This is a genomic window from Allorhizobium sp. Av2 (assembly GCF_021462805.2).
Lineage (GTDB): Bacteria > Pseudomonadota > Alphaproteobacteria > Rhizobiales > Rhizobiaceae > Allorhizobium > Allorhizobium vitis_G.
On the sequence record NZ_CP192696.1, the window covers coordinates 1,346,702 to 1,364,351 of the forward strand.

Here is a 17,650-nt window from a genome sequence, read left to right on the forward strand (position 1 = left end):
AGATTTTCTATTCGTTTATTATGCTGTTATCGCGGGCGCGCGAACGCGGCTCGGCGATAGGCTTGTGAGGTTAAATGGATCAGCGGCTTCTCGACCAAATTACCGACGTCTTGAATGATGGTGCGTTGAATTACAACGTGTTCTTGAGGCTTTTCGAGATGCCTTTGGATGACCTGCTCGAAAAACAACTTATTATAAAAGCGTTGTTGGGTCCTAAGGCAACGCTCGACGACATCAAGAAAATTGACAAAGCGTTGGTGTGGCCCATCCTGAAAGAACATTTGTTCTTCAGGGGTGATGAGGCTTCCGGTCCTGACGCGCTTGTATTGAAATCGCAACATCTGGTCGCCCTTATGGATGAACTGGAAAGTCAGGTCCGTGATCTGATCGATGCAACACAGACAATTGACTTGTTTCAGTTGCAGGATGGCCACCCGGCATATCCCGTCTTCTGGGATTTTGCATTTCTGTTTTTATCGGCGTCGAACGCATCAATCCTGATCGGTTCAAGCTCTGACTAATGCTGTCGGTTCGATAGCAACGGCAACATTGAGCTTACGGCTTAACCTGGGTCTATCCCGGAAATATAGTGCCCTCAGGCGTTGAAATCTGAGGGCACCTACGGATTTAATTAGATTCAAAGGAGGCGGTGACGGATCACTTCGGCCCGATCATCAGTTCCGGCCGGACATACTGGTCAAATTCCTCGTTGGTCAGATAGCCTCCGCCCACGGCTTCCTCACGCAAAGTCGTGCCGTTCTTGTGAGCGGTTTTGGCGATCTTGGCGCAGGCGTCGTAGCCGAGCTTGCTGTTGAGCGCCGTCACCAGCATCAGTGAGTTTTCGACGCCCTTCCTGATATTGTCCTCACGCGCTTCGATGCCGACGACGCAATTGTCGGTGAAGGAGACGGCGGCGTCGCCGAGCAGCTGCACCGATTGCAGGAAATTATAGGCCATCATCGGATTATAGACATTCAGCTCGAAATGGCCCTGGCTGCCTGCAAAGGTCAGGGCGGCATTGTTGCCGAAGATATGGGCGCAGACCTGGGTCATGGCTTCCGACTGGGTTGGATTCACCTTGCCGGGCATGATGGAGGAGCCGGGTTCGTTTTCTGGCAGGGCCAGTTCGCCGAGACCCGCGCGCGGGCCGGAGCCGAGGAAGCGGATGTCGTTGGCGATTTTGAAGCAGGCCGCCGCCGCCGCATTGATGGCTCCATGCGCAAACACCATGGCGTCATGGGCAGCCAGCGCCTCGAATTTGTTGGGTGCGGTGACAAAAGGCAGGCCGGTAATCGCGGCAATTTCTTCGGCGACCTTTTCGGCAAAGCCGATGGGGGCGTTCAGCCCGGTGCCGACAGCGGTGCCGCCTTGCGCCAGCTCATAAAGGCCGGGAAGCGTCAGCTCGATCCGCTTGATGGAGGAGGCGACCTGTGCGGCGTAGCCGGAAAACTCCTGTCCGAGTGTCAGCGGCGTCGCGTCCTGGGTATGGGTACGACCGATCTTGATGATATGGTCAAACGCCTTGGCCTTGGCGTCCAGTGCCGCATGCAGATGCTTCAAGCCGGGGATCAGATGATGCGCGACATATTCGGCCGAGGCGATATGCATGGCGGTCGGATAGGTGTCGTTGGACGACTGGCTCATGTTGACATGGTCATTGGGGTGAACGGGCTTTTTCGAACCCATCACCCCGCCCAGCATTTCAATCGCGCGGTTGGAGATCACTTCATTGGCATTCATGTTGGACTGTGTGCCGGATCCCGTCTGCCAGACCACCAGGGGGAAATGATCGTTGAGCTTGCCGTCGATCACCTCCTGCGCCGCTTTGATGATTGCTTCACCGAGCGTCGAGTCCAGCCCGCCAAGCGCCATATTGGCGCGGGCTGCTGCCTGTTTGACGATGCCCAGCGCCCGCACCACCGGCAGGGGCTGCTTTTCCCAGCCGATCTTGAAGTTGCCCAGGGAACGCTGCGCCTGTGCCCCCCAATATCGATCGCTTGCAACCTCGATAGGGCCGAATGTATCAGTTTCGGTGCGATTAGCAGTCATGATCTGTCTCCAACTGATGGTCTGAATAGGCAATGGCTCCGTTGACCGGCTTGATGACGGTCGCCGTAAAACATGACGCTTTGATACATGTTTTCGCGCCCGCGTCAAAGCTTACCGGTCTCAGGCAGGTTCGGTTGTCCAGTCGCGGTAATGTCATCAAAGTTTGGTGGAAGAAAGGATCTGCGGTTACTGAATTTTAACCAATTCCCGGCTTAACCTTGACGTCGTGTTAACCATGACGGCACGCTGATTGGTCACTTAAAGTTGACCCTCTGTTTTTCAAGCATTTGAGCATGGTTAACTTTCCAAAGCCGATGCAATCGGCTAGGGAACCGGCTAATATTCGGGGACCGAATTCGAATCCCGACCTTGACCTTTCTGAATGGGGAAAGCAGTTGCAGAAACCTTCACTGAACCGGGCGCTGATTGCAGTCCTCCTGACCACGTCCACGGTTGTGGCCGCCCTGCCGCAAACGGCGAGCGCCACGACTCTGATGGATCTGCTGCGCGGCAGGTCGGAGGAGCGCCGCCAGCCAGCGCCGGCGGAAATCATTCCCCAGGCCCAGCTGCGCGATCCAGAGCCGATCCAGAAGGTCGCCGCACCTCGCTATTATGCCTATAAGGCCGAGACCAAGCGCGTGATCTCTATCAAGGCGCCGGACATGCCGATCCCGGTTTTTGGTGAAGACCATGCCCTGGCCGTCGCCCATCTCGCCATGTCGCAGGTCAAGGTTGAAGCCACGCCCGACGTGGCGCAGGCTGTGGAAAACTATTATAACAACAAGGGCGCGCTGATCTGGGCCAGCGATACCGCCATCACCGACAAGGCGAAGTCGGCGGTTGCCGCCCTCGCAACGGCGGATACGGCCGGGCTTGAGCCTGCCGATTATGCGGTGAAAGTGCCTGATGGTCTCGACACCATGCCCGAAGACGCCCGCCGCCAGGCGTTGATGGCCTTCGAATTCAACCTTTCGGCCAAAATCCTGACCTATGTTCAGGACACAGTGCGCGGCAGGCTCGATCCGAACCGTATTTCAGGCTATCACGATTTCAAGCGCAAGACCGTCAATCTCGATCCGGTGCTGGATCTGGTGCGCTCCAGCCCGGATATCGCTGCCTATCTGCATGGCCGCGATCCGGCCAGCCCGCAATTCCAGGCGCTGAAGGCTGAGCTCGCCAAGTTGGTGGCAGAGGCCAATCAGCAGCAGAGTAAGCCCGTCAAGATCAATCTCACCGGTGTCTTGAAGCCCGGCGGCAGCAATCCTGAGCTTGCCAATATCGTCGAAGGCATCAAGACCTATGGCAGTGACGCGCTGAAGACTGAGCATGCGCTGACGCTGACCGACTACACTGGCACGCCGGATTACACACCGGAACTGGTGGCGCTGGTCGAGAGCTACCAGAAGGAACGCGGCCTGAAGCCGGATGGCGTCATTGGTCAGGCAACGGTCCGCACCATGGTCGGACATTCCAATGCCGAGAAGATCGAAAAGCTGGTGGTTGCCATGGAGCAGTTGCGCTGGTTGCCCGCCGATCTGGGACCGCGCTATGTGTTCATCAACCAGCCGGCTTTCGAGGCCTATTATTTCAACGACCGCCAGCAGCAGATTGCCATGAAGGTTGTTGTCGGTGCCCCCCAGCACCAGACTTTCTTCTTCCAGAACATGATTCAGACGGTGGAATTCAACCCTTATTGGGGTGTTCCGCGGTCGATCATCGTCAATGAAATGCTGCCCAAGCTGCGCCAGGACCCGAGCTATCTCGACCGCCTCGGCTATGAAGTCAGCTACAAGGGCCGCAAGGTGGCCTCTTCGCAGGTCGACTGGTACACGACCAGCGATGTCGATGTGCGCCAGCCGCCAAGCAGCGACAATGCGTTGGGCGACCTGAAGATCCTGTTCCCGAATGCCCATGCCATCTACATGCATGACACACCCGCGAAGAGCTTCTTCAAACGCGATATGCGCGCGCTCAGCCACGGCTGTGTGCGTCTGGCCGAGCCGCGTGTCATGGCCGCAGCCGTGATGGGTACGACAGTTGAAGACATAGATGCACAGATTGCCTCCGGCCAGAATCGTGCCGTGCAGGTGCCGCAGAAGTTCCCGGTTTACGTCGCTTATTTCACCGCCTGGCCGGATAAGGATGGGGTCGTCCGATATTACGACGACATCTATGGCCGCGATGAAGCGACCCGCAAAGCCTTCGATGTGACATCGACCTCGCGCGGTGTGCAGAGCTGACAAACTTTAAGCAAAGCATGTAAGCAAAAGGCCCGGTCGATCCGGGCCTTTTGTGTTTTGGGATTTCAATTGGCCTTGTTGAGGAGCCTTTCGACCAGTTCCATGGTCAATTCATTGAAATGCGCGATGATCACATCGGGTTCGAGGTCGGCAACTGGTACGTCCGAATAGCCGAAAGGCACGGCAATGGAGGGAATACCGGCATTACGCGCCACCAGAATGTCGTTGCGGCTATCGCCGACCATGATGGCCCGGCGCGGGTCGCCGCCGGCCTTGGCGATGGTGCCGAGCAGATGGCCGGCATCTGGCTTGCGCATCTCGAATGTATCGCCGCCGGTAATGGCCGTGAACCGGGCCGTCAGGTTCAAACCCTCGAGCAGTGGCCGGGCGAGGCCTTCCATCTTGTTGGTGCAGACCGCCAGCCTGTGGCCTGCCGTTTCGAGCCGCTCCAGAGCGTCCAGCAGGCCGGGATAGGGCTGGCTTTTGCCGGGCATATGGTCTTTGTAATGGTCGATGAAGCGTTCAAGCAGTGGCTGGAATTCAACCTCGGAAATCGGCCTGCCGCGCAGGCTGAAGGCCCGCTCGATCATCACCCGCGCACCATGTCCGACCAGATGGTTGAGGTCATCGGCCTCCAGCGGCGCCAGATCGGCCGCGGCGATAGTATGGTTGAGGCTTGCCACGAGGTCCTCTGCCGTATCGATAAGGGTTCCATCCAGATCGAAGACGACTGTGGCGGGGGCGGCGTTGAATGCTGGGGACACGGGCTGACTTTCCATGGATTGCACTTAAAACCTTGGCTTTCGGCGGGCAGGGCTAAGGTTTTTCAGGGCGAAATGCAAGATTGGAAGGCGTCGAAAGGGGCTTTCGTTTGGCTTGCGACCCGTGTAAACAGCGAGAACTTTCTGCGGAATGCTTGGCAAACCAGCAAGGTTTGCTTAGTTGACCGGCAGTTTCGAAAGGCCTTGGCCGAGTGTTGCAAGAGGAGTTGCGGGCAGCATGGACGTTCGTCAAATGAAGATCAAAGCCGCAGAACTGGCTTTGTCTTATGTCGAAAATGGGATGCGGCTCGGCATCGGCACCGGTTCGACCGCTGAGGAGTTCGTGCGGTTGCTGGCTGAAAAGGTCGCCGACGGCTTCAAGGTTCAAGGCGTGCCAACGTCGGAGCGCACCGCAAGGCTTTGCCTGGAACTGGGCGTGCCGCTGATGTCGCTTGATGAATTGCCGGAACTGGACCTGACCGTCGATGGAGCCGACGAGCTTGATCGTCACCTGACCCTGATCAAGGGCGGCGGTGGAGCGCTGCTGCGCGAAAAGATCGTTGCTGCCGCCTCGGCACGGATGATCGTCATTGCCGATGAAACAAAGCTGGTGGAAACGCTGGGTGCCTATCCGTTGCCCATCGAGATCAATGGATTCGGCGGCGTCGCAACCCGCATCTCCATCGAAAAGGCAGCCGCCAAACTCGGCCTGTCGGGGACGATTGGCCTGCGCATGTCTGGTGACGATCTGTTTATGACGGATGGTGGGCATTATATTCTCGATGCTTCTTTTGGCCGCATTCCTGATGCAGTGGCCCTTTCTCAGGCATTGCATGCTATACCCGGGGTGGTGGAGCACGGTCTGTTCATCGGCATGGCATCGCTGGCCGTCGTGGCTGGCTCTGATGGTGCGCGGGTGATCGAGCCTGTGGCGTGATTGACGCGGCGTGATAGCCGGGTGGTCATGGTCTGGCGCAAGTTCACGTCCCGGCCATGTGCATCGATAATACCAATATGAAAATTCAGCGCTGCCGTTGGAGGCGAGCGCTGGGGACACAAACAGGAGCATGAGTTTTATGAGCAAATATCAGGGTCTCGGTCGCCTTAATCTCGGTCACATGGTTGCCGGTGTGGTTATCGCAGCTTCGCTTCTGGCTGGTCCGGCCGCTCGCGCGCAGGATGTGACGGATGCGCAGATCGATACTGCCCGTCAGGCCATCACGGCGCTCGGCGTTACCAATGTATTCGACAATATCCTGCCGAATGTCGCCGCTCGGTTGAAGGCACAGCTCATCCAGGCTTATCCTAACCTTGAAGACCAGATCGACAAGACTGTTGACCAGCAGGCCATCGCGTTGGCTGCACGCCGTGGCGATCTCGAAAAGGAAGCGGCAACGGTTTATGCCAAGTCCTTTACTCAGGAAGAGTTGAAGCAGATTGCGGCGTTCTTCTCCAGCCCGGCTGGCAAGAAGCTGATCAAGGATCAGCCGGTCGCCAATCGTGAACTTGGCAAGTCCGCCGATATCTGGGCTGCCGGTGTGGCGCGTGATCTGGAAAAGAACACCAATGATGCCCTGGTCAAGGTGGCCGGTGCACAGTTGAAGGCGCAGATGCCTGCTTCGGAACCGGCGCCTGCACCTGCGGCTCCAGCACCTGCCCCCAAGCCTTGATCTGATAACACCGATTAAAGAAAAGCCCGGACCTGGTTCCGGGCTTTATCGTCAGGCCCGTCGGGAATGATCCGGCGGCATTCCGTTGTCGTTGTTCCTATCCATTCCCATATAGGGGATGGATGATCTTATGGTTTTTGGCCAGCGGTCATCATTGTTCGCCAGTCCGGCCGATCTACTGAAATTTTCGAGGGGCGCTTTGGCCGTCCGTCTTGCGGGAGTTTTCCATGTCATCATTCGATTATGATCTGTTCGTCATCGGCGGCGGCTCCGGCGGTGTGCGCAGCGCCCGGCTTGCGGCCTCCATGGGCAAGCGGGTGGCGATTGCCGAGGAATACCGGTTTGGCGGCACCTGCGTCATCAGGGGTTGCGTGCCGAAAAAGCTGTTCGTCTATGCATCGCAGTTCCACGAGCATTTCGAAGATGCCGCAGGATTTGGCTGGACGGTCGGCGAAAGCCGTTTTGACTGGAAAAAGCTGATCGCCGCCAAGGACCAGGAAATCGAACGTCTGGAAGGCCTGTACAGAAAGGGTTTGAACAGCGCCGGTGCGGAACTGATTGAGAGCCGTGCGGAACTGACCGGTCCCAATCGCATCCGTCTGCTGGCGACCGGACGCGAAGTGACTGCCGAGCGGATCATCATTGCGGTCGGCGGCTCCGCCAATGCGCATACGTCCTTGCCGGGGCATGAGCTATGCATCACCTCCAATGAAGCTTTCCATCTGGAGGCGCTGCCTCGCTCGATCGTGATTGCTGGCGGCGGTTATATCGCGGTGGAATTTGCAAATATCTTCCATGGTCTCGGCGTTGATACGACGCTGATCTATCGCGGCAAGGAAATCCTGTCGCGTTTCGACCAGGATATCCGCCGTGGCCTGCACCAGGCCATGGAAGCCAAGGGCATTCGTATTCTCTGCACGGATGTGATCGAGGAAGTCGAGAAGATGGCCGCAGGTGGCCTTTCCGTCCACACCCGCAACAACGGGGTGATTTCGGCTGAATCGGTCATGCTGGCTTTGGGCCGCGATCCCTATACCAAGGGCCTCGGCCTCGAGACGGCGGGTGTCGCTGTCAATGAGCGCGGCGCCATCATCGTCGATCAATATTCACGCACCAACGTCCCGGGTATTTTTGCACTGGGGGACGTGACGGACCGGGTGCAGCTGACGCCGGTGGCAATCCACGAGGCCATGTGTTTCATCGAAACGGAATACAAAGACAATCCGACCTCGCCGGATCACGACCTGATTGCCACGGCGGTCTTTTCGCAGCCGGAAATCGGCACGGTCGGCATGACCGAGGAAGAGGCGGCCCGCACGTTCCCGGAGGTCGAGATCTACAAGGCCGAATTCCGGCCGATGAAGGCGACGCTATCGGGCCGCACCGAAAAAGTGATCATGAAGCTGGTCGTCAATGCGGCTGACCGAAAAGTGGTTGGCGCGCATATTCTTGGCCATGACGCTGGTGAAATGGCGCAATTGCTTGGAATTACCCTCAAGGCCGGCTGCACCAAGGACGATTTTGATCGCACCATGGCCGTGCATCCGACGGCGTCCGAAGAACTGGTCACCATGTATAACCCGAGCTATCGGATCAGGAACGGCGAGCGGGTCTGACAGCCTATCCAAGAATAGCCGCTGGCGGGCTGCAAAAGGCAATTTCTGCGCTTACCTAGGCTCACGTACGCTAAGTACGCTCCGCTCCGGTTCTCGAAATCACCATTTTCGCCACGCCAACAGCAATTCGTGAACAGACTGTGAAAACCACCGGTCCCCTTCAATATACAGGGAGGCAGTTACTGCTTCCCTGTTGTCCAAAATCCTTCCAGAGTGGTTTTCACCTATCGAAGGCCAATTTGACAGCAAGGTATTGCTTTTCAAGCTTCCATTAAGCGTTTATAAGCCGCCAATCCGAGCGGCCCGTAGGCATGGCCGCGTTTTGTTTAGGTGAAGACGATGGCGCAGAATTGGACCCCGACGAGCTGGAGGCAGAAGCCGATCAAGCAGGCTCCGGCCTATCCGGACCAGGCCGCATTGGCCGCAGCAGAGAAAAAGTTGGCGACCTATCCGCCGTTGGTCTTTGCTGGTGAAGCGCGCCGGTTGAAAAAGGCACTTGCCAATGTGGCTGATGGCAATGGCTTCCTGCTTCAGGGCGGCGATTGTGCCGAAAGCTTTGCCGAACACGGCGCCGACACGATCCGCGACTTCTTCCGCGCCTTCCTGCAGATGGCCGTTGTCCTGACCTTTGGCGCCCAGCTTCCGGTCGTCAAGGTCGGCCGGATCGCTGGCCAGTTCGCCAAGCCGCGCTCGTCGGATTTCGAACGTCAAGGCGATGTCGAGTTGCCGAGCTATCGCGGCGATATCATCAATGGCATCGATTTCACCGAAGAGTCTCGTGTTCCCGATCCGCATCGTCAGTTGATGGCCTATCGCCAGTCAGCCGCGACGTTGAACTTGCTGCGCGCTTTCGCCATGGGTGGCTATGCCAATCTCGAAAACGTTCATCAATGGATGCTGGGCTTCGTCAAGGACAGCCCGCAGGCCGAGCGTTACCGCAAGCTGGCCGACCGGATTTCCGAGACCATGGATTTCATGAAGGCGGTCGGCATCACGGCGGAAACCAATGCCAGCCTGCGCGAAACCGATTTCTTCACCAGCCATGAAGCGCTGCTTCTCGGCTATGAAGAGGCACTGACCCGCGTCGATTCGACATCTGGCGATCATTACGCCACATCAGGCCACATGATCTGGATCGGCGACCGTACCCGTCAGGCAGATCACGCCCATATCGAATATTGCCGCGGCATCAAGAACCCGCTGGGTCTCAAATGCGGCCCGTCGCTTCAGGCTGACGATCTTCTCAACCTGATCGACATTCTCAATCCGCAGAATGAAGCGGGTCGTCTGACGCTGATCTGCCGTTTTGGCCACGACAAGGTTGCCGATCATCTGCCGCGCCTGATCCGCGCGGTAGAGCGGGAAGGGCGCAAGGTCGTATGGTCCTGCGATCCGATGCATGGCAACACCATCACGCTCAACCACTACAAGACCCGGCCCTTCGACCGTGTCCTGTCGGAAGTGGAAAGCTTCTTCCAAATCCACCGGGCCGAAGGCTCGCATCCTGGTGGTATCCATATCGAGATGACCGGCAACGATGTCACCGAATGCACCGGCGGCGCACGTGCCGTTTCTGCTGAGGATTTGCAGGATCGCTACCATACCCATTGCGACCCGCGTCTCAATGCGGACCAGGCGTTGGAACTGGCCTTCCTTCTGGCCGAGCGCATGAAGGGCGGACGCGACGAGAAGCGGCTGAGATCCGTCGGGGCCTGATCGTTTCGGCTCACATCAAAAACCCGTCATAGCAAATGAACTGCCCCCGGAAGTTGGACATCAACCTTTCCGGGGGTAGTTCATGGGGTGACGGGTTTTTTATTGACCGAAGAGAGCGGCACAGTCACCGTTGTGATCAACGGCAAAAGCTTAGCCGTCAGGACCGCTGGGTTTCGCCGATCTGGCAGAGAATGTGTTCTCTCTCGAAGGCGATATGGCGTCGCAGCCCTTCAAAGAAGCCACGCAGCATATAGCCCACGGCCTCCATGTTGACTTCGCCACCGCTGCCGAGTTTCAGCAGGGCATCTGTCAGTTCCTCGGCAAAACACTCATCTTCGCAATGCTCGAAGCGCAACCGGTTCAGCGTCTCATGCATGCCGACGCTGCTGCGTGTCGATGTTTCGAGCCAGGGAAACAGGATGCTTTCCTCATAGTGATGGACGCCCTTGATCAGCGGGGTTAGCGCCTTGGCCGCGTAGATGCATTTCTGCCGGTTGATAGTGTTCGGCAGAGAATCGGCGATCTCTTCCAGTTCGGCGCACAGCGCCATTTGCTCCCCATGGGCATGATTCAGCCATTCCAGACTGGTCTCACACGGCGGCAAAGCAAGGGGCCGAGCATCTCTGGTCTTCGGAAAACCCGTCTTGTCCAAATTGCTCTGCATTCCGCATCTCCTTCTATTGCCGGCCCGGCACATGCGTAGGGCGTTATTGACAAGCGCGAAGGCGTGAGCCACATCTTCGCCCTGCATGAATGCCGAATATCTCAAATGCATCAAAGGCTTGAGATGTCCGGAAATGAAGTGCCAGGGCCATTTCCAAAGAGCCATGGTTGTCGTTCACAGCGCCGGGCTCTGAACATGGCAATGCGGCATCGTGCAAGGCCAAGAAAAATCCCGCCTTGAAGACCGTTTCCCGATCAGGATGCATAACACGCACTGAAAGGGTCACTTAGGAAACGCCAGAGACCCTTTCAGACCCTCCGGTGTTTCGCCGCAACTGCCGGTTCGCAATGTCTCCGCATCGGATGTCCGATGCCTGCGACACAATGCCATTGCCGTCCTTCATATATCGCCATCTTTGCATGGACTGCCTTGATTTGAATCAAGGTTGCAGAGGCTGCGGAATGTCAAACAGAGACTCGACGCAGAAGTCTATCCATCCGGCAGGCGGCATGGCGCGGCGAGCAATACTGCTTTTCCTCGAAATGCAAAACGCTCTATCTCGCTGTTTTTACGTACTTTTGCTGGAAATACTCTGGCGCTGTCAGAAAAACGTCCCGGCAACGGAATGGCTTTTTTCATGGAGCGACTGCGCAAACCACAAATCAGGGCGGAACCCTTCCCTTAGGGAAGGGCCGTGCCGACACAAAGCCGTTGGGGGATGCCAACAATGAATTATACTTTCGAAACCATGGTTTTGGCCATTCTGGCCTTTGCCGCGCTGCTCGGGGCGGGTTTCGCCTATGACAGCCTGTTTGCTGCCCATATGTGGGTGGCCTTTTTCGTGCTCCTGGGTGGCACGGTCGTCATGCTGCGCCATATCCGGTTTGCACCGGCAGCTGCTGGCCTCTCCAGCCGGGCTGCGGCGCAACCCAAGTCTGAATATTTTGACGAAGTCATTCGCTATGGTGTCATCGCCACGGTGTTCTGGGGTGTGATCGGCTTTCTTGTCGGGCTGGTCATCGCCCTGCAACTGGCCTTTCCCGATCTGAATTTCGGCCCCTGGCTGAATTTCGGGCGGCTGCGGCCATTGCACACGTCTGCCGTGATTTTCGCCTTTGGCGGCAATGCACTGATCATTACATCGTTTTATGTGGTGCAGCGCACGTGTCGCAGCCGGTTGTTTGGCGGCACGCTCGGCTGGTTCGTGTTCTGGGGCTATAATTTCTTCATCGTCATGGCTGCCACCGGTTACCTGCTCGGGATCACCCAGGGCCGTGAATATGCGGAACCGGAATGGTATGTCGATATCTGGCTGACGATCGTCTGGGTCGCCTATCTCGTCGCCTTCCTGGGCACGATCCTGACCCGCAAGGAGCCGCATATCTATGTGGCCAACTGGTTCTACTTGGCCTTCATTGTCACCATTGCCATGCTGCATATCGTCAACAATCTGGCGATCCCGGTCTCCTTCCTCGGCGTCAAGAGCTACTCGGCTTTTTCAGGGGTACAGGATGCGCTGACGCAATGGTGGTACGGGCATAATGCCGTCGGCTTCTTTCTGACGGCGGGCTTCCTGGGCATGATGTACTATTTCGTGCCCAAGCAGGCCGGTCGCCCGGTCTATTCCTACCGGCTGTCGATCATCCACTTCTGGGCGCTGATCTTCATGTATATCTGGGCCGGTCCACATCACCTGCATTATACCGCACTGCCCGATTGGGCGCAGACGCTGGGCATGGTGTTCTCGATCATGCTGTGGATGCCGTCCTGGGGCGGGATGATCAACGGATTGATGACGCTTTCGGGCGCCTGGGACAAGATTCGTACCGATCCAATCATCCGAATGATGGTGATGGCCATCGCCTTCTACGGTATGTCGACCTTCGAAGGCCCGATGATGTCGATCAAGACGGTCAATTCGCTTAGCCACTATACCGAATGGACCATTGGTCACGTTCACTCCGGCGCTCTCGGCTGGGTTGGCATGATCACCTTCGGCGCGATCTACTACCTGACGCCCAAGCTCTGGCACCGTGACCGCCTCTATTCGATGCGGATGGTCAACTGGCACTTCTGGCTCGCCACGCTCGGCATCGTTGTCTATGCCGCCGTGCTCTGGGTAGCCGGTATCCAGCAGGGACTGATGTGGCGCGAATACGATGCGCAGGGCTTCTTGGTCTATTCCTTCGCGGAAACCGTCAAGGCCATGTTCCCCTACTATGTCATGCGCGCCGTCGGCGGCGGGCTCTATCTCGCCGGCAGCCTGGTCATGGCCTGGAACATCACCATGACCATTCTCGGCCACCAGCGCAACGAGGCGCCTCTTGCAGGTTCGGCCATGGCGCCTGTCCTGCAACCGGCGGAGTAAGGAGGGCACCATGTCCATTCTCGATAAACACAAGATCATCGAAAAAAATGCCAGCCTGCTGCTTTTGGGTTCGCTGCTGGTGGTTGCGATAGGCGGCATCGTCGAAATCGCGCCGCTGTTCTACCTGCAAAACACCATCGAAAAGGTGGAGGGCATGCGGCCCTACTCGCCGCTCGAGCTGGCCGGTCGCGACATCTACATCCGCGAAGGCTGTTACCTCTGCCACAGCCAGATGATCCGTCCGTTCCGTGACGAAGTGGAACGTTACGGTCATTACTCCCTGGCGGCGGAATCGATGTACGACCATCCGTTCCAATGGGGGTCCAAGCGCACCGGGCCGGATCTGGCCCGGGTCGGGGATCGTTATTCGAACGATTGGCATGTCCAGCACCTGAGCGATCCGCGTTCCGTGGTGCCGGAATCGATCATGCCGAAATATGCGTTCCTGAAAGAGACCCCGCTGAAGATCACCAACGTCTCCATGGACTTGAAGGTCAACAGCGAAGTCGGCGTGCCCTATACCCAGGACATGATCGATAATGCCAAGGCCGATCTGGCCGCCCAGGCGGACCCGAATGCCGATACCACGGCACTGCTGGCCCGCTATCCCAAGGCGAAAGTCGGCGATTTCGACGGCAACCCGGCGGTCCTGTCCGAAATGGACGCGCTGATCGCTTACCTGCAAATGATCGGCACTTTGGTGGACTTCACCAAATATGACGACGCAACCGGCTACCGTTGAGGAGGGCGTCATGGAAGGAACCGAAATCTATACGGCCATGCGCCATTTCGCTGACAGCTGGGGCATGCTCGCCATGCTGCTGTTCTTCGCGGGCGCCATTCTCTTCGTCTTTCGTCCAGGCGCCAAAGAGCGGGCGGGAGATGCTGCCTCTATCCCCTTGCGGGAGGACTGATCATGTCTGACAAACACATTGACGAAATCAGCGGTGTCGAAACCACGGGTCATGAATGGGACGGCATCCGCGAGCTGAACAACCCGATGCCGCGTTGGTGGGTCTATACCTTCTACGCTACCATTGTCTGGGCGATCGGCTATACGGTGGTCTATCCGGCCTGGCCAATGCTCTCTACCAATACCAAGGGCCTGTTCGGTTATACCAACCGTGCCGCAGTCACCGCCGAGCTTGCAGAGGCCAAGGCGGCGCAATCGGTGTTCACCGACAAGATCGCGGCCCTGCCGATCAAGGATATCCTGGCCGACAAGGATCTGACCGAATTCGCCACCGCTGGCGGTGCTGCGGCCTTCAAGGTCAATTGTACCCCCTGTCACGGTTCTGGTGCGGCCGGTGGCCCCGGCTATCCAAACCTGAACGATGATGACTGGCTGTGGGGCGGCAGTGTGGATGCCATTTACACCACTCTGCAACACGGTATTCGCTACACGAGCGATCCGGAAACCCGGGCGTCGGAAATGCCGGCCTTTGCCGACATTTTGAAGCCCGAAGAAATCCGCCAGGTCTCCGCCTATGTCGTCAGCCTGACGGGCAAGCCGTCCAACGACGCATTGGTTGCGCCCGGAAAGCAGGTGTTCATGGACAATTGTGTTGCCTGCCACGGTGAAAAGGCTGAGGGCAACCGCGATCTCGGTGCGCCCAATCTCGGTGACGCCATTTGGCTGAAGGTCAAAGGCGAACAGGAGATCATCCAGCAGGTGTCCCATCCCAAGCATGGCGTGATGCCGGGATGGTCAGCGCGTCTAGGCGATACGACAGTCAAGGAATTGACTGTCTACGTTCACTCACTCGGCGGCGGCGAGTGATAAACAGCCGCCGGGGCTCAATAGTTCCGGCGGCTCTCCTTTGGTCTTGCATGAAGACTGGTTTGGCGAAGGCAGGCTAGGTACAGCATCATCCCAATTGCAGCTTTGTGCCCGATATTAGAGACTGTCCGACCAGACCGCCAGTTCATAGCCATCCAGGTCGCGGAAGTGGAACCGCCGACCGCCGGGAAAGGAAAAGATCGGGCGGGTGATCGTGCCGCCGGCGCTTTCCACGCTGCTCAAGGCCTTTTCCAGATCATCGGCAAACAGGATGACCAGCGGTCCGCCGGTCGCCGAAACCGGAGCGGTCGTGGTAAACCCACCTTTCAGCCGACCATCGTTGAATTCGGTATAATCCGGTCCGTAATCGGTAAAGGACCAGCGAAAGGCCGTGGCGTAGAATTGTTTTGAGACCGAAATGTCGCGCACGTTGAATTCGATATAATCAATTTGATCGTTCCGTTGCGTCATGCTCGACCATCTCCCCTTGGATTGTATTTTCCTGCTGCGTAATCTCTTTAAATCGGTTGCTGTTTAAGGTGAAAATTATGCAGAACTGTGATAACGCTAAAGTTAACTTTAGTGCATCCATAGGATGCATATTTCGCACGTCTTTTTTAGCGATGATTAATTGTAAGGCGTTTCGCAATTTTTAACTGCCTTGTTCATTATTTCTTACCGGAAAAGCGCAATCTTAGCGGCAGGCCCCTGAAAAAAACAATTATTGCGCCTAGTTTGAAGAATGAGATAGTCTTGTTTTCAGAAACTGCTGATCAAAAAGCATTTTTATTGTCGTCTGCCCATAAGGCGCGGGCGTCCATGGCATTGCGTGGCAGTGGAGCGGCGGCAGTTTACAATGTGATGGCTGGGCTATCCACGTCCATTCTGCTTCTGGCCGAGGCGAACGACGTGAGCGTCGTTATCGGCTGGATGATGGCACTGGCTGTCGCAACGCTATTTCGATTTCTATTGTCGCGCCATCTGCAGCACCGTCACTATGCCTCGTCCAATCCGGATGACGTGCTTCGGCTGATGTGCATCACGGCTTGTCTGCAAGGGATCGTCTGGGCTCTACTGCCGACAGCGGTGGTCGATATGGACCTGCTGGGCCGTAATGCGTGTATTCTGGTGGTTATTGGCGGTCTGGTGGCGACAGCCATGTTCCGCCAGGCTGGCACCAGTCAGGTCGCCTTCAGCTACTGTATTCCGATGATTTTAGCGATATCGTGGAATTTCGCGATTCATGGCGGCATCATTGCGACCGTATCCACGTTTAATTTCATGGTATTGGCCATTTTCATGTCTCATCTGCTGTTGAAGGCGGACAGGACCTTTCTGGATAGCGAAATGGCCAAGCTGAGGAGCCAGGCCGCGACGCAATCGCTGACCATTGCCAATGAGGATATTCAGCACAAGAATTTGCGGCTGGAGGTTCTGGCCAACGGTGATCCCGTGACGGGGCTGTTCAACAGGATCTACTTCAATGGACGGCTCGCGGGGGAAATTGCTGCTGCCAAAGTCGGAAACCGGGAAATTGGCCTGTTATTGGTCAATGTCGATCGGTTCAAGCTGATCAACGATGCTTTTGGTCATCGCGGTGGAGACCAGTTTCTGGCGATCCTGGGGCAAAGGTTGAAAAATGCCGCTGGCGGTGACGCGGTCACAGCTCGGATCAGCGGTGATGAATTTGCCATCATGTTGCGAAGCGGCGACGTGCGCCAGGATTGCCGGGCGCTTGCTGAGACCGTTATCGCCGCGTCCATGGTTCCGATTGCCGTCCATGGCACCCAGGTCAGTCCTGGTTTGAGCGCCGGGATTGCGTTTTTTCCCGACCATGCGGAAGATGGTGACGGGCTGTTTACCTGTGCCAGCATGGCTTTGTCGGATGCCAAGCAGGACGGTCGCGGTCAATTGCGGGAATTCGATCATCAGATCAAACAGCGCATCGATCGCCAACGGCGTATCGAGCAGGATCTGCCAACGGCCCTCCGCGACAGTGCGCTCGAGACCTGGTTCCAGCCACAGGTCGATCTAGCGACGGGCAAGGTCGTCGGCTTCGAGGCGCTGGTCCGCTGGTTCCATCCGGAGTTCGGGGCGATTGCTCCGCCTGAAATCGTCAACGCCGCCCAGGCCATGCAGATGTGTGAGGCGCTGACCGGTTTCGTGACAGAAAATATCTGCCAACTGCTCAACAGGCTGAAAGAGCTTGGCATGCCGGAGACGGCTGTTGCCTTGAACGTCTCACCGCGTGAATTTGCGCTCTATGACGTATCTGTCATGCTCGACCGGATGACCGCTGCCTATGGCGTCAATCGCAATCTCCTGGAAGTGGAGATTACCGAGGAAACCATTCTGGATCCGGCGGTCGCGGGCGAACAACTGACCCGGCTTGAAAACAGCGGCTACAAGCTGACGGTGGATGATTTCGGCATGGGATACTCGTCCTTGGCCTATTTGATCAGCCTGAAGATTACCCGGTTGAAGATCGATCGCAGTTTCGTCACCGGTATCAGTAATTCTCCAAAGAACAAGGCGCTTGTTGTCGCCCTGGTCGGTCTCGGCCGCGCACTGGGTGTCGATATCGTGGCGGAGGGCGTAGAAACGGTAGCAGATGCCAGGACATTGACCGAAATCGGCTGCACGATTGGCCAGGGCTATTATTTCTCCCGGCCTATGCCCGCCGATATGCTGCCCAAGTGGCTCGATTTTAAAAAAAAGCAACTGAGTGAGAAAAAATCACGGCGCGCCGTGGCCTGAGGGAGGCCAGTCAGGGACATGAGCCCTTG

General features: G+C 57.1%; 16 protein-coding genes. 11 read left to right on the top strand and 5 right to left on the bottom strand.

Annotated elements, in window-relative coordinates; genetic code table 11:
* The first annotated feature begins 74 nt into the window (after nucleotides 1-74).
* On the top strand, nucleotides 75-521 hold the full coding sequence (locus FS819_RS06540) for a hypothetical protein (protein WP_156547840.1): 447 nt from the start codon (nucleotides 75-77) through the stop codon (nucleotides 519-521).
* Between the two features lie 136 nt (nucleotides 522-657).
* Here the strand turns inward: FS819_RS06540 and fumC are convergent, their stop codons facing one another.
* A complete protein-coding gene (fumC, locus tag FS819_RS06545; RefSeq protein ID WP_156547839.1) occupies nucleotides 658-2,049 on the bottom strand; it encodes a class II fumarate hydratase in 1,392 nt (463 codons plus the stop codon).
* Nucleotides 2,050-2,444: 395 nt separating this feature from the next.
* On the opposite strand from fumC, the gene FS819_RS06550 reads away from it, so the two are divergent.
* The gene (locus tag FS819_RS06550; RefSeq protein WP_156547838.1) at nucleotides 2,445-4,289 is read left to right on the top strand and encodes a L,D-transpeptidase family protein; all 1,845 of its coding nucleotides are present in this window, start codon (nucleotides 2,445-2,447) and stop codon (nucleotides 4,287-4,289) included.
* Nucleotides 4,290-4,354: 65 nt separating this feature from the next.
* Here the strand turns inward: FS819_RS06550 and FS819_RS06555 are convergent, their stop codons facing one another.
* Nucleotides 4,355-5,068, bottom strand: a complete 714-nt coding sequence (locus tag FS819_RS06555) for an HAD family hydrolase (RefSeq protein WP_156547837.1) — start codon at nucleotides 5,066-5,068, stop codon at nucleotides 4,355-4,357.
* A 220-nt stretch (nucleotides 5,069-5,288) separates the two neighbouring features.
* Here FS819_RS06555 and rpiA point away from each other — a divergent pair, with 220 nt between their 5' ends.
* From rpiA to FS819_RS06575, 4 genes are all read left to right on the top strand, one after another.
* Complete coding sequence (gene rpiA / locus FS819_RS06560; protein ID WP_156547836.1) at nucleotides 5,289-5,987, top strand: ribose-5-phosphate isomerase RpiA; 699 nt, start codon at nucleotides 5,289-5,291, stop codon at nucleotides 5,985-5,987.
* A gap of 139 nt (nucleotides 5,988-6,126) precedes the next feature.
* Nucleotides 6,127-6,720, top strand: coding sequence for a DUF2059 domain-containing protein (locus FS819_RS06565; protein WP_156547835.1), 594 nt, complete (start codon nucleotides 6,127-6,129; stop codon nucleotides 6,718-6,720).
* Between the two features lie 227 nt (nucleotides 6,721-6,947).
* Nucleotides 6,948-8,336, top strand: a complete 1,389-nt coding sequence (gene gor / locus FS819_RS06570) for a glutathione-disulfide reductase (RefSeq protein ID WP_156547834.1) — start codon at nucleotides 6,948-6,950, stop codon at nucleotides 8,334-8,336.
* Nucleotides 8,337-8,675: 339 nt separating this feature from the next.
* A complete protein-coding gene (locus tag FS819_RS06575) occupies nucleotides 8,676-10,052 on the top strand; it encodes a class II 3-deoxy-7-phosphoheptulonate synthase (protein WP_070150888.1) in 1,377 nt (458 codons plus the stop codon).
* Nucleotides 10,053-10,209: 157 nt separating this feature from the next.
* On the opposite strand, the gene FS819_RS06580 is transcribed toward FS819_RS06575, so the two are convergent.
* Nucleotides 10,210-10,716, bottom strand: a complete 507-nt coding sequence (locus FS819_RS06580; protein ID WP_156547833.1) for a hemerythrin domain-containing protein — start codon at nucleotides 10,714-10,716, stop codon at nucleotides 10,210-10,212.
* A 489-nt stretch (nucleotides 10,717-11,205) separates the two neighbouring features.
* On the bottom strand, nucleotides 11,206-11,355 hold the full coding sequence (locus FS819_RS06585) for a hypothetical protein (RefSeq protein ID WP_156547832.1): 150 nt from the start codon (nucleotides 11,353-11,355) through the stop codon (nucleotides 11,206-11,208).
* Nucleotides 11,356-11,443: 88 nt separating this feature from the next.
* Between FS819_RS06585 and ccoN the strand changes: the two genes are divergently transcribed.
* Genes ccoN through ccoP form a run of 4 tightly spaced genes read left to right on the top strand, consistent with a single transcriptional unit; the run spans nucleotide 11,444 to nucleotide 14,864 of the window.
* Nucleotides 11,444-13,084 carry a cytochrome-c oxidase, cbb3-type subunit I gene (gene ccoN / locus FS819_RS06590; RefSeq protein ID WP_070165108.1) on the top strand — a complete coding sequence of 547 codons (1,641 nt, stop codon included), beginning with the start codon at nucleotides 11,444-11,446 and terminating at the stop codon, nucleotides 13,082-13,084.
* Between the two features lie 10 nt (nucleotides 13,085-13,094).
* Nucleotides 13,095-13,826 carry a cytochrome-c oxidase, cbb3-type subunit II gene (ccoO, locus tag FS819_RS06595; protein WP_070150883.1) on the top strand — a complete coding sequence of 244 codons (732 nt, stop codon included), beginning with the start codon at nucleotides 13,095-13,097 and terminating at the stop codon, nucleotides 13,824-13,826.
* Nucleotides 13,827-13,836: 10 nt separating this feature from the next.
* Nucleotides 13,837-13,998 carry a cbb3-type cytochrome c oxidase subunit 3 gene (locus FS819_RS06600; RefSeq protein WP_156547831.1) on the top strand — a complete coding sequence of 54 codons (162 nt, stop codon included), beginning with the start codon at nucleotides 13,837-13,839 and terminating at the stop codon, nucleotides 13,996-13,998.
* Nucleotides 13,999-14,000: 2 nt separating this feature from the next.
* Nucleotides 14,001-14,864, top strand: coding sequence for a cytochrome-c oxidase, cbb3-type subunit III (gene ccoP / locus FS819_RS06605; protein ID WP_156547830.1), 864 nt, complete (start codon nucleotides 14,001-14,003; stop codon nucleotides 14,862-14,864).
* A 117-nt stretch (nucleotides 14,865-14,981) separates the two neighbouring features.
* On the opposite strand, the gene FS819_RS06610 is transcribed toward ccoP, so the two are convergent.
* Complete coding sequence (locus FS819_RS06610; protein WP_156547829.1) at nucleotides 14,982-15,335, bottom strand: VOC family protein; 354 nt, start codon at nucleotides 15,333-15,335, stop codon at nucleotides 14,982-14,984.
* 348 nt (nucleotides 15,336-15,683) lie between these two features.
* Between FS819_RS06610 and FS819_RS06615 the strand changes: the two genes are divergently transcribed.
* The gene (locus FS819_RS06615) at nucleotides 15,684-17,621 is read left to right on the top strand and encodes a putative bifunctional diguanylate cyclase/phosphodiesterase (RefSeq protein WP_156547828.1); all 1,938 of its coding nucleotides are present in this window, start codon (nucleotides 15,684-15,686) and stop codon (nucleotides 17,619-17,621) included.
* The last annotated feature ends 29 nt before the right edge of the window (nucleotides 17,622-17,650 follow it).

Excerpts from the sequence above, each read along its gene's own strand:
- rpiA (WP_156547836.1), top strand. The coding sequence starts at position 5,289 with ATGGACGTTCGTCAAATGAAGATCAAAGCCGCAGAACTGGCTTTGTCT.
- FS819_RS06555 (WP_156547837.1), bottom strand. The coding sequence starts at position 5,068 with ATGGAAAGTCAGCCCGTGTCCCCAGCATTCAACGCCGCCCCCGCCACA.
- FS819_RS06600 (WP_156547831.1), top strand. The coding sequence starts at position 13,837 with ATGGAAGGAACCGAAATCTATACGGCCATGCGCCATTTCGCTGACAGC.
- FS819_RS06540 (WP_156547840.1), top strand. The coding sequence starts at position 75 with ATGGATCAGCGGCTTCTCGACCAAATTACCGACGTCTTGAATGATGGT.
- FS819_RS06575 (WP_070150888.1), top strand. The coding sequence starts at position 8,676 with ATGGCGCAGAATTGGACCCCGACGAGCTGGAGGCAGAAGCCGATCAAG.
- FS819_RS06565 (WP_156547835.1), top strand. The coding sequence starts at position 6,127 with ATGAGCAAATATCAGGGTCTCGGTCGCCTTAATCTCGGTCACATGGTT.
- ccoP (WP_156547830.1), top strand. The coding sequence starts at position 14,001 with ATGTCTGACAAACACATTGACGAAATCAGCGGTGTCGAAACCACGGGT.
- gor (WP_156547834.1), top strand. The coding sequence starts at position 6,948 with ATGTCATCATTCGATTATGATCTGTTCGTCATCGGCGGCGGCTCCGGC.
- fumC (WP_156547839.1), bottom strand. The coding sequence starts at position 2,049 with ATGACTGCTAATCGCACCGAAACTGATACATTCGGCCCTATCGAGGTT.
- FS819_RS06580 (WP_156547833.1), bottom strand. The coding sequence starts at position 10,716 with ATGCAGAGCAATTTGGACAAGACGGGTTTTCCGAAGACCAGAGATGCT.
- ccoN (WP_070165108.1), top strand. The coding sequence starts at position 11,444 with ATGAATTATACTTTCGAAACCATGGTTTTGGCCATTCTGGCCTTTGCC.
- FS819_RS06615 (WP_156547828.1), top strand. The coding sequence starts at position 15,684 with ATGGCATTGCGTGGCAGTGGAGCGGCGGCAGTTTACAATGTGATGGCT.
- FS819_RS06585 (WP_156547832.1), bottom strand. The coding sequence starts at position 11,355 with ATGAAAAAAGCCATTCCGTTGCCGGGACGTTTTTCTGACAGCGCCAGA.
- ccoO (WP_070150883.1), top strand. The coding sequence starts at position 13,095 with ATGTCCATTCTCGATAAACACAAGATCATCGAAAAAAATGCCAGCCTG.
- FS819_RS06610 (WP_156547829.1), bottom strand. The coding sequence starts at position 15,335 with ATGACGCAACGGAACGATCAAATTGATTATATCGAATTCAACGTGCGC.